Origin of the sequence: Candidatus Palauibacter scopulicola (assembly GCF_947581915.1) — a bacterium.
Lineage (GTDB): Bacteria > Gemmatimonadota > Gemmatimonadetes > Palauibacterales > Palauibacteraceae > Palauibacter > Palauibacter scopulicola.
Genome location: NZ_CANPWG010000018.1, coordinates 1 through 14,051 on the forward strand (window position 1 = coordinate 1; position 14,051 = coordinate 14,051).

12 protein-coding genes and 1 pseudogene are annotated in these 14,051 nt (G+C 70.0%); 8 read left to right on the forward strand and 5 right to left on the reverse strand.

What is annotated here, in order from left to right; translation table 11 throughout:
• Together RN743_RS03800 and RN743_RS03805 are read right to left on the reverse strand one after the other, a co-directional pair.
• Positions 1 to 347 (reverse strand): annotated as a pseudogene (locus RN743_RS03800) (hypothetical protein); the annotation flags it as partial.
• Positions 344 to 1,180, reverse strand: a complete 837-nt coding sequence (locus tag RN743_RS03805) for a zinc ribbon domain-containing protein (protein WP_310776415.1) — start codon at positions 1,178 to 1,180, stop codon at positions 344 to 346. The pseudogene RN743_RS03800 and the gene RN743_RS03805, both read right to left, overlap by 4 nt.
• 138 nt (positions 1,181 to 1,318) lie before the next feature.
• Here RN743_RS03805 and RN743_RS03810 point away from each other — a divergent pair, with 138 nt between their 5' ends.
• From RN743_RS03810 to RN743_RS03825, 4 genes are read left to right on the forward strand one after another with little or no spacing between them, the layout of a single operon-like run.
• On the forward strand, positions 1,319 to 1,756 hold the full coding sequence (locus tag RN743_RS03810) for a cytochrome c maturation protein CcmE (protein ID WP_310776417.1): 438 nt from the start codon (positions 1,319 to 1,321) through the stop codon (positions 1,754 to 1,756).
• A 30-nt stretch (positions 1,757 to 1,786) separates the two neighbouring features.
• Entirely contained in the window at positions 1,787 to 3,853 is a 2,067-nt protein-coding gene (locus RN743_RS03815; RefSeq protein WP_310776419.1) for a heme lyase CcmF/NrfE family subunit, read from the forward strand.
• Complete coding sequence (locus tag RN743_RS03820) at positions 3,850 to 4,404, forward strand: redoxin domain-containing protein (RefSeq protein ID WP_310776421.1); 555 nt, start codon at positions 3,850 to 3,852, stop codon at positions 4,402 to 4,404. Before RN743_RS03815 ends, RN743_RS03820 begins: the two co-directional genes overlap by 4 nt.
• The gene (locus RN743_RS03825) at positions 4,404 to 4,952 is read left to right on the forward strand and encodes a cytochrome c-type biogenesis protein (RefSeq protein ID WP_310776423.1); all 549 of its coding nucleotides are present in this window, start codon (positions 4,404 to 4,406) and stop codon (positions 4,950 to 4,952) included. Before RN743_RS03820 ends, RN743_RS03825 begins: the two co-directional genes overlap by 1 nt.
• A gap of 69 nt (positions 4,953 to 5,021) precedes the next feature.
• Here the strand turns inward: RN743_RS03825 and acnA are convergent, their stop codons facing one another.
• Entirely contained in the window at positions 5,022 to 7,805 is a 2,784-nt protein-coding gene (gene acnA / locus RN743_RS03830; RefSeq protein ID WP_310776425.1) for an aconitate hydratase AcnA, read from the reverse strand.
• A gap of 208 nt (positions 7,806 to 8,013) precedes the next feature.
• Here acnA and RN743_RS03835 point away from each other — a divergent pair, with 208 nt between their 5' ends.
• Genes RN743_RS03835 through RN743_RS03850 form a run of 4 tightly spaced genes read left to right on the forward strand, consistent with a single transcriptional unit; the run spans position 8,014 to position 12,388 of the window.
• Positions 8,014 to 9,438: an ABC transporter substrate-binding protein gene (locus RN743_RS03835; RefSeq protein WP_310776427.1), complete on the forward strand. Its 1,425-nt coding sequence runs from the start codon at positions 8,014 to 8,016 to the stop codon at positions 9,436 to 9,438.
• Positions 9,435 to 10,196, forward strand: coding sequence for a hypothetical protein (locus RN743_RS03840; RefSeq protein WP_310776429.1), 762 nt, complete (start codon positions 9,435 to 9,437; stop codon positions 10,194 to 10,196). The genes RN743_RS03835 and RN743_RS03840 overlap by 4 nt, the downstream gene beginning before the upstream one ends.
• Position 10,197: 1 nt before the next feature.
• The gene (locus RN743_RS03845) at positions 10,198 to 11,490 is read left to right on the forward strand and encodes an OFA family MFS transporter (RefSeq protein ID WP_310776431.1); all 1,293 of its coding nucleotides are present in this window, start codon (positions 10,198 to 10,200) and stop codon (positions 11,488 to 11,490) included.
• Between the two features lies 1 nt (position 11,491).
• Positions 11,492 to 12,388, forward strand: a complete 897-nt coding sequence (locus tag RN743_RS03850) for a M23 family metallopeptidase (protein WP_310776433.1) — start codon at positions 11,492 to 11,494, stop codon at positions 12,386 to 12,388.
• On the opposite strand, the gene RN743_RS03855 is transcribed toward RN743_RS03850, so the two are convergent.
• On the reverse strand, positions 12,369 to 13,130 hold the full coding sequence (locus RN743_RS03855) for a hypothetical protein (protein ID WP_310776435.1): 762 nt from the start codon (positions 13,128 to 13,130) through the stop codon (positions 12,369 to 12,371). The two genes, RN743_RS03850 and RN743_RS03855, sit on opposite strands and share 20 nt — an antisense overlap.
• Positions 13,131 to 13,157: 27 nt before the next feature.
• Positions 13,158 to 14,051: hypothetical protein (locus RN743_RS03860; RefSeq protein WP_310776436.1), on the reverse strand; the 894-nt coding region annotated here is incomplete at its 5' end.

Genomic DNA, 14,051 nt, shown 5'->3' on the forward strand with positions numbered 1-14,051 from the left:
ACCCGGACCGGCATTTCCCGCAGCGTGCCGATGGGCCACACGGTGTCCATGTGTCCCACGAGAAGTTGCGGTCCGTCCGCCGCGGCCCGTCCGTCCGCCGTCCCGCCGCTCCGCGCCAGCAGGTGACCTCCGCTCGCCTGTCCGGGGATGTGCTCTACTTCCAGACCGAGGTCGCTCAGGGTCTCCGTGAGGATCGCGCGGATGCCGCGCTGGGCTTGCGGGTCGGTGGACGGGGACTCCTCGAGCACGAGTTGGGAGATGAAGTCGACGAACTCGTCGCGCAGTTCGGCCATGCGGCCGCTCACGGCCTGCGCGGGCGTGCTTCCGTTCGCACCCGACCCGGTCACGCGCCGCCCCTTCCTTCTCCGCCGTCCGTCTGCAGCACGCCTTCGATCAGCGTCCGGTGCGCCTGGTATTCGGGGAGATCCGGGATCCCCCCGGCCTCCTCCACCCGGGCCCGGATTCGGGCTCGGAAGGCCTCCGCGCCATCCGCGTCCTCCTCGAAGTCGGCCGCGCGCGCGGCGAGCAGGAGCCCGAGCAGGTGGTCCGGATGCGAGGCAAGGATCTCATCCGCCTGTTCCCGGGCGAGACCGGACGCCCCCGTGAGGAGCCGGAGGAGGCCGACGTGGAACCGCGCATCGGCATCGATCTCTTCCGGAGGGACGGCGTCGTACGCCTGCAGCGCCATGTCGATGAAGAAGGCGGCGCGCTCGAAGTCGCCGCCCTCGTGTTCCCGCATCACGCGCTCGAAGAGCCGGTCCGCGACGCCGCGCGGACCCATGGCCGCGAGTTCCTCCATGCTCGGCATGGCGGCGGCCCCGGCGCCGTTCGCCGCCGCCCCGGCCGGGGGCGGGCCGCCCGTCGTCTCGCCCGGGAGACCGCCCGTCATCGTCATGTCCCCGACGCGCGTCACGCTCCCCCGCTGGACGAGCACGGCGATCATCACCGAGAAGACGGCGAGCCCGAGGCCGGAGAGGACCCACGGGAGCAGGGCCGAGCGAGGCTTCCGTGGCGGGGCGCCCACCTGCGTACCGCATGCGGTGCAGTAGAGGGCATCCGGCCGGAGCGGCGCCTGGCAGGCCGGACATAGCGCGCGCTGGACGAGCGGGGCCCCGCATTGCGCGCAGAAGTTGCCCGACGCGGGGCTCCCGCAGCGCGGGCACGCCACGGTCCGGCTCATTGGGAGTGCTTCTCCTTCTTCGAGGCGAATCCAGTCCACCCCGCGAGGTTCGCGCCTCGGCGGTGCTGTGGCAAGCGCGGGGCGGAGTGTGCATCTTGCGGGGCATTCCGCACGGTGGTCTTTGAAGGCGAGGGAACGGTGAGACGGAAACTCTGGATGCTGGCGGGGCTCGCGGCGATCGCGGGGGCCATCACGGTGCTCGCGGCGGGCGGGTTGAACGAGAACATGGTGTTCTTCCTCACGCCCGCCGAACTCGAGGCGCGCGGCGTCGAAGTCGTCGACCAGCCCATCCGGCTCGGAGGCCGGGTCAAGCCGGGGAGCGTGGACTGGAATCCGGAGTCCGCCGAGCTGCGTTTCGTGATCAGCGAGGAGAACGTCGAGATCCCCATCGAGAGCACGGGCGCACCCCCCTCCATGTTCCAGCCGGGGATGGGGGTCGTCGTTGAAGGGGCCTACGGGAACGATGGCGTCTTCCGCGCCACGAACCTGATGGTGAAACACTCCAACGAATACGCCCCTCCGGAGCACGCGGGCGACGCGGGCCAGGTCTACAAGTCCCTCCTCGAAGACTCCTGACGACCCGGTGAAGCGGTACGGGGTGGCCGGATGCTGAGCACGCTCGGCTACGCGTCCGTCATCGCGGCGCTCCTCGCGGCGGCCCTGGCCACGGTGGCCGGCGGCTGGGCCGGCCTGTCACGCTCCGGCGGGGAGGTGTCCGCGGCCCTGGCCCGCCGCGCCGCCTACTTCGCCTTCTTCGCGATGTCCGGCGGCATGCTCGTCATGGAGGTCGCCCTCCTCACGCACGACTTCAGCGTCGAGTACGTGGCCCGCGTAGGGAGCCGCGAGACGCCGACGTACTACACGGCGATCTCGCTCTGGAGCAGCCTCGAGGGCTCGATCCTCTTCTGGGGCTGGATCCTCGCCGGCTACGGGGCGCTCTTCGCCTTCACCCGCCGCCGCGAGTTCGGCGCGCTCCGGGCAGCCGGGGAACGCCTGACCGCGCTCGGCGGCGGGCTCGCGCACGGCCTCCGCACGACCCCGCTCGTCCTCGCCGTCATCGGCGTCGTACAGCTCTTCTTCTTCGGACTCCTGGCGGGGGCGGCGAATCCGTTCGGCATCGTGGATCCGGCGCCGGCCAACGGCCCCGGGCCCAATCCCCTCCTTCAGAACCACCCGCTCATGGGCCTGCACCCGCCCATGCTCTACTTCGGGTTCGTGGGGATGACGGTGCCCTTCGCGTTCGCGATCGCCGCGCTCCTGCGGGGGAACGTCGAGGCGCGCTGGCTGCGGGACGCCCGGCGCTGGATGGTCGCGGCGTGGGCCTTCCTCACCATGGGAATCATCGGCGGCGGCTGGTGGTCGTACGAGGTCCTGGGCTGGGGGGGCGCCTGGGCGTGGGATCCGGTGGAGAACGCGTCCTTCCTCCCCTGGCTCACGGCCACCGCCTTCCTGCACTCGGCGATGGTCCAGGAACGGCGGGGGATGCTGAAGACGTGGAACCTCACGCTGATCGTCTCGACCTTCCTCCTCACCCTGTTCGGGACGTTCCTCACGCGGTCGGGCGTCATCGACTCCGTGCACGCCTTCACCGAGGGCGTCATCGGGCCGGTGTTCCTCGCCTTCATCGCCGTGGTGGCGATCGTGTCGCTGGCCCTCATCGGGTGGCGGAGCAACCGCCTGCGGGCGCCGGGTCAGGTGGAGAGCCCTGCCTCGCGCGAGTCCGCCTTCATCCTCAACAACCTCCTCCTCGTGGGCTTCACGTTCACGGTCCTCCTGGGCACGATGTGGCCGCTCGTCGTGGAGGCGCTGCGAGGGGACCGGATCAGCGTGGGACCACCATACTTCGACCAGGTCGCGAGCCCGATCGGGCTGGCGCTCATCTTCCTGATGGGGGTCGGGCCGGCGCTCCCGTGGCGGCGGGCGGGACGGGAGCAGCTGAAGCGGTCGTTCGTGTGGCCGGCCATCGTCGGGGCCGCGGCGGGGCTCCTCGCCTTCGCCCTCGGCGTCGGGTATTTCCTTCCCATCCTCACGATCGCCTTCGCCGCCTTCGTGCTGACGACGATCGCCGACGAGTTCCGCAAGGGGATCGCGGCGCGGCGGAGGATCGCGGAGCGCTCGTTCCTCGGCGCGCTCCGGGACCTGTTCGCGCGCACGGGCCAGCGCTACGGCGGCTACATCGTACACGTGGGGGTGATCGTCATCGCGCTCGCGATCTCCGTCTCGTGGACGTGGAAGACGGAACGGGAGATGACGCTCCGGCCCGGCGAGCGGCTCGCGATCGAGGACTACGAGGTGGAACTCATCGACGTGTGGGGGCGGGAGGAGCCGCATCGGTTCGTGATCGGCGCGACGTTCGCGGCCTACCGTAACGGGCGGGAGATCGGCGAAGAGCAGCCACGGATCAACTTCTACACCGCGACCGCGCAGAACATCGCGACACCCGCCGTGAAGAGTTCGCTCACGAGCGACCTCTACCTCACGCTGATGGCGGTGGACCCGGAGAGCGGAGCGCACGCGACGGTGCGGGCGATCGTGAACCCGGGCATCGTCTGGCTCTGGATCGGGGGGATGATCATGGGCGTGGGCGCGCTGATCGCGATCTGGCCCTGGGGCCGGAGCCGGGTGCGGGCCGCGGGGGCCGAACTGCTCGCCGATCCGGCGGCCGCGGCGTGAGGGGCTTGTGGCGGTGGGCCCTGCCGCTGGCGGCCGTGCCCGTCCTGGCGCTCCTCTACTGGGGGCTGGGCCAGGACCAGCGGCGGCTTCCGTCCGCGCTCGAGGGACGCGAGGCGCCCGCGTTCCGGCTCGCCAACCTCTACAACCCGAGCGATTCGGTGAGCCTGAGCGACTTCGAGGGGAAGGTCGTCGTGCTCAACTACTGGGCTTCGTGGTGCATCCCGTGCATCGCCGAGCATCCGGTGCTCGTGCGGATGCGCGAGACGTACGACCCGGAGGAGGTGGCGCTCATCGGCGTCCTCTTCCAGGACACGCCCGAGAACGGGATGCGCTTCATCGAGGAGCTGGGCGGGGAGTGGCCGCTCGCCACGGATCCGGGGAGCCGGACGGCGATCGAATACGGCGTGTACGGGGTGCCCGAGACGTACTTCATCGGCGCCGATGGCGTGGTGGCGCTGCGGCACGATCTCGCGGTGACGTGGGATCTCGTCGAGCGGAACGTGGACTCGCTGCTCGTCGCCCGCGACGCCGCCGGTGCGGCGGGAAGCTGATGCGGTTCCACTCGCGATCCGGGGCTCGCGGGGCGTGGGGCGGCGCCTTTCTCGCCACGGTGCTGCTCGCCGCGCCCGCCGCCGCCCAGACGGTCGACGGGGCCCTCGACGGCGTCGAGCGACCGGCCGCCCCGGGCGACGCGGTCCACAGCGCCGAAATCGACCAGCAGACGGCGGAGATCGGCGCCACGCTGCGCTGTCCCATCTGCCGCCAGCAGTCCGTCGCGGAGTCCTCGTCCCGCATCGCGCGCGAGATGCAGGACGTGATCCGGACGATGCTCGCGGAGGGCCGCACGCCGGAGGAGATCGAGGCCTACTTCGTGGACGCCTACGGCCCCTGGGTCCTTCTCAAGCCCCGGGCCGAAGGGATGAACCTCTTTGTGTACGCTGGTCCCGGTCTGGCCTTTCTCCTCGGCGGGTTCATCGTCGCGCGCCGCATTCGGCGCGGCCGGAGCCGCGACGAGGAAGGGCGCGACGAACCCGAGACGCCCGACCATCTGCGGAAGGCGGATCGCAGGTGGCTGGAGGCCGCGATCAAAGGGTCCTGAGCGGGTGCCGGGCGCCGGAAGACGTTCCCGCGGGAACGTCCCGGCCACGACAGCCCGACGCCCTCCGGCTCAGGCTTCCAACTGCTGCCGCAAGACCGTCTGTAGAATCCCGCCGTTGCGGTAGTAGTCCACCTCGACCTCCGTGTCGAGCCGGACGATGGCTTCGAAACGCGTCTCCGATCCGTCGTCGGCGACCGCCCTCACCGTGATCGCATCCTTCGGCTTCACGCCATCTGCGATGCCCGCGATGTGGAAGGTCTCGCCGCCGGTGAGCCCCAGGGTCTCGGCCGTCTCGCCGTCGCGGAAGCGGAGGGGCAGGATCCCCATCCCGATGAGATTCGAGCGGTGGATGCGCTCGTAGCTCACGGCGATGACGGCCTTCACGCCCAGGAGGAAGGGCCCCTTGGCCGCCCAGTCCCGGCTCGAACCCGAGCCGTAGAGCGCACCGCCGAGGAGGATCGTCGGCGTCCCCTCCTCCCGGTAGCGCGCGGCGGCGTCGAAGATCGTCATCTGCTCGCCGCTCGGAACGTGGCGCGTGAACCCGCCCTCCACGCCCGGCACCATCAGGTTCCTGAGCCGGACGTTCGCGAACGTCCCCCGCATCATCACTTCGTGGTTTCCCCGCCGCGCCCCGTACGAGTTGAAGTCCCGGAGCGCCACGCCGTGTGAACGGAGGTAGTCCGCGGCGGGCGAGGTCGGCGCGATCCCGCCGGCGGGCGAGATGTGGTCCGTCGTCACGGCGTCGCCGAGGAGCGCCAGGCAGCGCGCGCCCTCGATATCCCCGGGTGCGGCAGCCTCCTTCGCCATGCCGGCGAAGAAGGTCGGCTGGCGCACGTAGGTCGAGGCCTCGTCCCAGGCGAAGCGGTCGCCCATGGGGGTCTCCAGCGCGTTCCAGCGCTCGTCCCCCGCGTACACCTCCGCGTACTTGGCGCGGAACATCTCCGTCTTCACGGCGGTGCGGACGGCTTCGACGATCTCGTCCTGCCCGGGCCAGATGTCGCGCAGGAAGATCTCCTCGCCCCGGTCGTTCGTCCCCAGCGGCTCGCTGTACAGGTCGATGTCCATGCGGCCCGCGAGCGCGTACGCGACGACGAGGGGAGGCGACGCGAGGTAGTTGGCGCGCGAATCGGGGCTGATGCGGCCCTCGAAGTTCCGGTTCCCGGAGAGGACGGAGCAGGCGACGAGGTCGTTCTCGCGGATCGCGCTCGATATCTCGGCCGGGAGCGGGCCGGAGTTCCCGATGCAGGTCGTGCAACCGTAGCCGACGACGTGGAAGCCGAGGCGCTCGAAGTACGGCATGAGCCCGGCTTCCTCGAGGTACTCCGTCACGACCATCGATCCGGGGGCGAGGCTCGTCTTCACCCACGGGCGCTGCCTGAGGCCCGCCTCGACGGCCTTCCGGGCGAGGAGGCCCGCTCCGACCATCACCGAGGGGTTCGACGTGTTCGTGCAACTCGTGATCGCCGCGATGACGACCGATCCGTCGTGGAGCGAGAACTCGTGCGCGTCGCCCTGTTCGTCGGTCATGCGCACGGCGACGCCGGCGGGGGCCTCGGCCACCGCTACGCCGCCGTCCCCGGCCCCGCCGGACCAGCCCGTCATCTGCGTGAGGCCGCCCCCCCCGGCGCCCGGCCCCTTCAGCCCGTCGAGCGCCTCCAGGAACCGCGGCTTGCTCTCCGTCAGCGGCACGCGCTGCTGCGGCAGCTTCGGGCCCGCGATCGCCGGTTCGACGGTCGCGAGGTCCAGTTCCACGTGGTCGCTGTATTCCGCCGCGGGCGTGTCCTCATCGTGGAAGAGGCCCTGGGCGCGGGCGTAGGCTTCGACGAGCGCGACCTGTTCGTCGGATCGCCCCGTGAAGCGCAGGTAGGCGAGCGTCTCCGCGTCGATGGGGAACATCGCGCAGGTGGAGCCGAACTCGGGTGACATGTTGCCAAGCGTCGCCCGGTCGGCGAGCGAGAGGCCGGCCAGACCCGGCCCATGGAACTCGACGAACTTGCCGACCACCCCGGTCCCGCGGAGGACTTCCGTCACACGAAGGACGAGATCGGTCGCCGTGGCGCCGTCCGGGAGCCGTCCGTGGAGCCGGAAGCCGAGCACGCGCGGGACGAGCATGGAGAGCGCCTGCCCGAGCATCGCCGCTTCGGCCTCGATGCCGCCCACGCCCCACCCGAGGACGCCGAGGCCGTTGATCATCGTCGTGTGGCTGTCCGTGCCGACGACGGTGTCGGGGTAGGCCACGCGCTCGCCCCCCGCCGCGTCGTCGAACACGACCCGGGCCAGGTACTCGAGGTTCACCTGGTGGACGATGCCCGTGCCCGGCGGGACGACCTTGAAGTTGTCGAACGCCGTCTGCCCCCAGCGCAGGAAGGCGTAGCGCTCGTGGTTCCGCTCGAACTCACGCTCCGCGTTGATGAGGAACGACCGCGCCGTGCCGAACGAGTCCACCTGCACCGAGTGGTCGATGACGAGTTCGCACGGCATGAGCGGGTTGATCGAGGAAGGGTCGCCGCCGAGTTCCGCCATCGCGTCGCGCATCGCGGCCAGGTCCACCACCGCAGGCACGCCGGTGAAGTCCTGCAGGAGCACGCGCGCGGGGCGGAACGAGAGTTCCCGGCCGGGCGTGGACTGCGCGTCCCAGTTTGCGATGGCCGCGATGTCGTCGGCCGTCACGGACTGTCCGTCTTCGTGCCGGACCAGGTTCTCGAGCACGACCTTGATCGAGAACGGAAGGCGCGACAGGTCGCCCCCGGTGGCCGAGGCGATGGCCCGCAGGTCGCGGATCGCGACAGGGCCGCCCGGAGCATCCAGCGAAGCGCGCGCACCGAAGGAGTCGAGTTGGGGAAGGTTGGACATGGTGGACCTCATCGAGACCGCAAAGGGTTGGTTCCTCTGTGGCAACGTATCGAACCCGAGGCCCCGGATCGACCGGAGAAGGGGCGTCAGGTTGAACATGAATGTACTTGCGAATAAACTCCCATGCCGGGCGGTCCCCGTACGATGGACCGGCCTTGGCGACGCGGATGGCCACGCCGCACGCAGGGAGAGGGTCAAGGAGAGGGTATTGTCCGGAAGTCGAAAAGGGACGCAGCCTCCCGACGGACCGCCGGTACCGAACCGCGATCCGGCTCGGGCGATCCCGCCGCCGCCCGGCGGACTCCTGACGCGCCGCTCCGCGATCCGCGCCGGACTCGCCGGTCTGCTCGGCGCGCCTTTCGCCAAGTCGCTCGGCGCCTCCACCTCCACACCGCCGCTCGCTCCCGGCCTGCGCTGGAGCGGAAGGCAGGGCGTGCAGCCGGACGACGAGATCGTCCTCGGTGTGTCCGCGGCCTTCTCCGGGCCTTCCCGGGGGCTGGGCACCGAACTGTATCGCGGGGCGATGTCCTGTTTCGGAGAGGTCAACGAGCAGGGCGGCGTGAACGGTCGCAGGATCGTCCCGAGGCTCTACGACGACGGCTACCAGCCCGATCCGTGCGTGGAAAACACGCTCAAGCTGATGCTGGAGGACGAGGTCTTCCTGCTGTTCGGCTACGTCGGCACGCCGACCGTCACCCGCGTCCTGCCGCTGCTGAAGAAGTTCCAGGACCAGCAGATGTACATCTTCTTCCCCTTCACGGGCGCCCAGCCGCAGCGTGAGCCGCCGTACGGGGAGTTCGCCTTCAACCTGCGCGCTTCCTATGGCCAGGAGACGGCGGGACTGGTCGATAACTTCATTCGCATCGGGCGCCGCCGAATCGCGGTCTTCTATCAGGCCGACGCGTACGGACGCAGCGGCTGGGCCGGCGTGCGGGCGGCGCTGGCCCGGCACGGGGAGACGATCGCCGGCGAGGCGACCTACCGGCGGGGCACGCAGTTCACCTCCGTCATGCGCCCGCAGGTCGAGATCCTGCAGGAGGCCTCGCCGGATGCGGTGATCTGCGTGGGGGCCTATGCCGCGTGCGCGGCTTTCGCCCGCGACGCGATGGACCTGGGCCTGCACGTCCCCATCGCGAACCTCTCCTTCGTCGGGAGCGAGAACCTGCTGGCGCTGCTCATGGGGGCGAGCGGCGATGATCCGGCGTACTACACGCCGTGGCTCGTGAACTCGCAGGTCGTGCCCAGCTACGAGGACACGTCGATCCCGGCCATCCCCGAGTACCGGAACCTGATGGACCGCTACGATCCGCAGGTGCCGGAGGAACTCGTGGTGGAGCCGTACGACCCGTTCCCGTACAGCTTCACGAGCCTCGAAGGATACCTGGACGCAAAGCTGCTCACGGAAATCCTGCGCCGGATCGACGGCACGCCCGAGCGCAGCAAGCTGAACGACGCGGTCTTCTCGGTCCGGAACTACGATCTCGGGATCGGCGAGATGGTGTCGTTCGCGCCCGACCGCCGGCAGGGGCTCCAGAGCGTCTACTACACGGTCGTCGAGGATGGCCGCTTCGTCACGCTGACCGACTGGGAAGCCAAGTTCGGCCGGACCGCGACGGGTGACGAGGCCTCGTGAACCAGCCGGAAACGCACGAGATCAGGATCAAGAGGCTCTTCCGCAAGACGCGCTTCGGCATCTTCGTCCTCTTTGGCGCGATCGTCTTCGCCACTTCCACGCTCTCCATCAACACGGTCTCCAGCCAGCTCGAGGAGGAGTACGAGAGCAACAGCGCGAACATCGCCAAGAACATCGCCGATTCGAGCGTCGATATCCTCCTCAACCGGAACCTCGCCACGCTGCAGTCGCTCATCGACCAGTTCGTGGAGATCCAGAGCATCCGGTACATCTACATCACGAGCGACACGGGCGAGATCCTGACCCACACCTTCGTGCCGGGCGTCCCCGAGGTGATCCGCGAGAGCGACCCGCACGCCACCGAACCGGTGGAGCGCAGCCTGCCGGGGATGGGGGACTTCGTCGAGATCGGGAGCCCGATCCTGGCCGGCCAGGCCGGCACGGTGCATGTGGGGATGGACCTCGACCTCGTGCGGCTCAAGATCCAGCGCGCTACGGGACAGCAGATCGCCCTGATCTGCATCATCCTCATCGTCGGCGTCCTGGGCTCGATCTGGTTCGTGAGGCTCGCGGTCACCCCGCTGGAGGAACTCCTCTCCTACGTCGTGGGGCTGGCGCGCCGCGACGCGGACGCGCTGAACGATGCGAAGGTCCTGGCGCGCGACGACGAGATCGGGGAGATGGCGCGCCTCATGCTGCACGCGGTGAAGGGCGAGCCGACGGGTGCGGCGTCTAACCCGGGGCCGGGAACGGACTGACGTGGCCGCCGAGGGGTGGAAGGCGCCCCGGGTCGCGATCGCCTTCTTCTGTACGGTCCTGCAGGTCTGCTTCGGAACCGTCTACGCCTGGAGCTTCTTCCAGACGATGCTCGTCCGGCAGGCGGGGTGGACGTTCACCCAGGGATCGCTGGCTTTCTGCATCGCGATCTTCTCGCTCGGGACGGCGGCGGCCTGGGCGGGCCAGTTGCTGCCCAAGGTAGGGCCCCGGCGCCTCGCCCTCATCGGGAGCACGCTCTTCGCCGGCGGATACATCATCGCGAGCTTCGCGCTGCGGATCGACTCGATCCTCCTCTTCTACGCCGGGTACGGGCTCATCGGCGGGATCGGCATCGGACTGGGATACGTGACGCCCGTCACCACGGCCGCCAAGTGGTTCCCGGACCGGAAGGGGCTCGTCACGGGCATCGTCGTCATGGGCTTCGGGATCGGGGCGCTCCTGCTGAGCAAGGGGCTCGCGCCGCTCCTGGTGCTGCAGACGGAGGGGGATCTCCCGCAGGTCTTCCTGTGGCTCGGGATCGTCTTCGCCTGCATCCTCATCCCGAGCAGCTTCGTCATCGACGACCCGCCCGCCGCCCAGGTGGCGCCGTGGAAGCAGCCCGCGCAGGTGGGCCCGTATCTGAAGTCCAGCCAGTTCGCCATCATCTGGATCGTCTTCTTCTTCAACATCGCCGCCGGGATCTCGGTCATCAGCTTCCAGTCCGAACTCCTGCAGGAGGTGTGGGGGCTGGCCGATCCCTCCGTCGAACCCGCCGTGCTCGCGGAGTACGGGGCGACCCTCATCGCGGCGAGTTCCGTGTGCAACGGACTGGGGCGCATCCTGTGGGCGTGGCTCTCCGACCGGATCGGGCGCGTGGCCGTGTTCCGCATCCTGCTCGCGAGCCAGATGGTCGTGTTCGGCGTCCTCATGACCGAGTCGAACCCGTGGATCTTCTCCGCGCTCGTGTGCTACGTGCTGCTCTGCTTCGGCGGCGGGTTCGCGACGATGCCCTCGTTCATCCTCGAGGTGTACGGCCCGAAGAACATGTCGAAGGTGTACGGCGCCATCCTTACCGCGTGGGCGGCCGCGGGGATCACGGGCCCGCTGTACGTGGGGTACCTGAAGGACACCTATCCCGACCGGGCGGTGATGTACTGCTTCCTGATCGGAATCCTCATGCTGGGCGCGGGCTATCTGTTCTCGTACCTGCTCGACGATGACCGCGTCCGCCTGGGCCGCCCGACGGTGAAGCAGACGCTGGAGCGCTACGGGATCCCCATCCCCGACCGGCCCTGATGTGAGCCGCGTCGCCCTCGCGGGGTTCGCGCTGGCGTTGTCGTTCGGTGCTTCCTGCGATTCGCCTCCAGCCGCCCTGCCGCCGCTGGACGTGGCGTGGGCGCCGGCCGCGCCGGTGCAGGGCCACCTCTTCGTCATCGGCGTGGCGGCGCCATCCGGCTCCGGCGTGATCTCCGCCGCTGGCGAGGCGGGTGGCGAAGCGCTGCACTTCCGGCGCGTCGGCCGGGTGCTCGAGAGTCTGGCGGCGGTCCCGATTTCGACGGTGGACACGCTCGACGCCTGGGTACGCGCGGACTACGTGGACGGCCGCTCACGGACCGACTCGCTCCGCATTCCCGTGCGGGCGGGCGAATACGCGCACGAACGGCTCACCGTGGCGCCGCGCTTCGGGTCGCCGCTCAACGAAGAAGACCAGGCGCGGCTGCGGAGCGACCGGGAGGAGGCGGCCCGGGCCGCCCGCGAGGCGCACGCCGCGCCGCGCATGTGGAGCGCGGTGCGTCTGCCGCGCGAATCGCGCGTGACGAGCGGGTTCGGCACCGGCCGCGAGTTCAACGGACAGATCACGAGCCGCCACATGGGACTCGACCTGGCGGGGGCCCGCGGCGCGACCGTGACGGCGGCGGCGGACGGCGTCGTGGCCGTCGTCGACGGCTTCCTGCTCGGGGGGAACGTCGTCTATCTCAACCACGGGGGAGGCCTGCAGACCGGCTACTTCCACCTCAGCGAGTCCCTCGTGTCCGTGGGCGACACGATCGCGGCCGGGACGCCGATCGGACGGGTCGGGGCCACCGGCCGGGTCACCGGTCCCCACCTGCACTGGGTCGTGCGCTACGGCGCCACCAGCGTCGACCCGCTCAGCCTGCTCGCGCTTCCCGGGATCAGATCCATCCCGGAATGATCGCCTTCCGCTCCGGCGGATATTCCTCGAACCGTTCCCGGTACCAGCGGTGGTGGCTGAGCGCCCGCGGCACGAGGTTCGCCGCCGTGAACAGGAAGAAGGCGAGTCCGGCCAGCGACCACGTCGCCAGCGCCCAGCCGGCCCACTCCATCATCTCGCCCAGGTAGTTGGGACAGGAGACGTGGCGGAACCCCCCGCCGCGCGGGATCGAGTAGCCGGTCTCTCCGGGCCTCCGCAGCTTCAGCAACGTGTTGTCGGAGTGAAGGTTCAGGGCGAGACCCGCCGCGAAGACGAACAGGCCGGCCAGGAACCGCGGGTCGCCAAGCCAGTGTAGATCGTACTGTCCGAGTTCGGAGATCCAGCGCGCGTTTATGTACGCGTTGACCATATTGAAGGCGAAACCGGAGGCCGCCACGACCGCCGGCATGCGCTTCCCCCTCGTCCGCGTGCGGAGGGGATAGATGAATGTCCGGTTCAGGTAGTGGCACTGCCATATTCCCAGAAAGACGAGCGGTACGGCGTCGCCAGCCGCCGATCCCGCGAAATAGACGACGGCGAAGAATACCGGGGCGGGCACTTCCATGAGCAGCCAGCCGACGCGATCCGGGAGGCCCGGCCCCCAGCCGCGCCCGGCATAGTGGCGGCCGTAGGGGACCCTGAGGCGCAGCAGGCCGATGAACGTCACGGGGGCGATCGCGACGAGGCCCCACACGAGGGCGCTGTGGAGCGTGATGCCGTCCATCGCGGCTGCGGTGGCGTCGGCGCCCGGTTAGAAGGGGACGACGGAGCCGAGGCCGAGGTCCTCCGCCCGGCTCAGGGCCGCTTCCGCGATCGCGACATCCTGCGCCGCGCTCCCCACCGACTTGAAGAGCGTGAAATCGCGGTCGCCGCGTCCGCCCGGGGCCCGGCCGTTCACGATCTCGCCGATCTCCGCAGCGATCACGTCGCGCCCGAGGCTCCCCTTTTCCACCGGGATGATGAGGTCGCCGGCCTCCTCCCAGATCGCTTCGCGCTGGTCCACGATCACGCGGGCGCGGGCGACGATCTCCTCGGGGATCTCGCGCGTGTGGGGCTGAAAGGCGCCGATGGCGTTGACGTGGGCTCCGGGTTCGAGGTGTTCGGGAGAGAAGACGGGCGTCTCGCTCGTGGTCGCGGTCACGACGAGGCCCGCACCGTCCAGGGCCTCGGCCGGGGTCGCGGCCGCGCGGATGCGGGGTGGGTCTCCCCCTTCGGGCGGCACGAGCGACGCGGCTCGCTCCGTGAGGGCGGCGACCAACTCCTCGGCGCCTTCGGGCGGGACGGAGACGATCCGGATCTCGCGCAGCGCGCGGCACGCCGCGAGCAGCTCGATGTGGGCCCGGCCCTGGGCGCCGGCTCCGAATACGGCAAGCACGTCTGCCGCGGGGTCGGCCAGCAGTTCCGTAGCCAGCCCGCTGCCCGCCGCCGTTCGGATCTCGGTCAGCGAGGTGCCGTCGAGGAGGGCGCGGGGGCCCCCCGTCTCTGCATCGAGCAGGATGATCGCCCCCTGAATCGGCGGCTGACCGGCGGAGACGTTCCCGGGAAAGACCGAGACGATCTTGGCCCCGAGCCCTCCGGAACCACCGAGGAAGGCGGGCATGAGGAGCGTGATCCCGCGCCGGCTCTCGAGATGCCCCCGCACGGG

Bases quoted from the DNA above. Each gene is read 5' to 3' on its own strand.
- RN743_RS03825 (WP_310776423.1), top strand. From the start codon at position 4,404: ATGCGGTTCCACTCGCGATCCGGGGCTCGCGGGGCGTGGGGCGGCGCC.
- RN743_RS03855 (WP_310776435.1), bottom strand. From the start codon at position 13,130: ATGGACGGCATCACGCTCCACAGCGCCCTCGTGTGGGGCCTCGTCGCG.
- acnA (WP_310776425.1), bottom strand. From the start codon at position 7,805: ATGTCCAACCTTCCCCAACTCGACTCCTTCGGTGCGCGCGCTTCGCTG.
- RN743_RS03815 (WP_310776419.1), top strand. From the start codon at position 1,787: ATGCTGAGCACGCTCGGCTACGCGTCCGTCATCGCGGCGCTCCTCGCG.
- RN743_RS03805 (WP_310776415.1), bottom strand. From the start codon at position 1,180: ATGAGCCGGACCGTGGCGTGCCCGCGCTGCGGGAGCCCCGCGTCGGGC.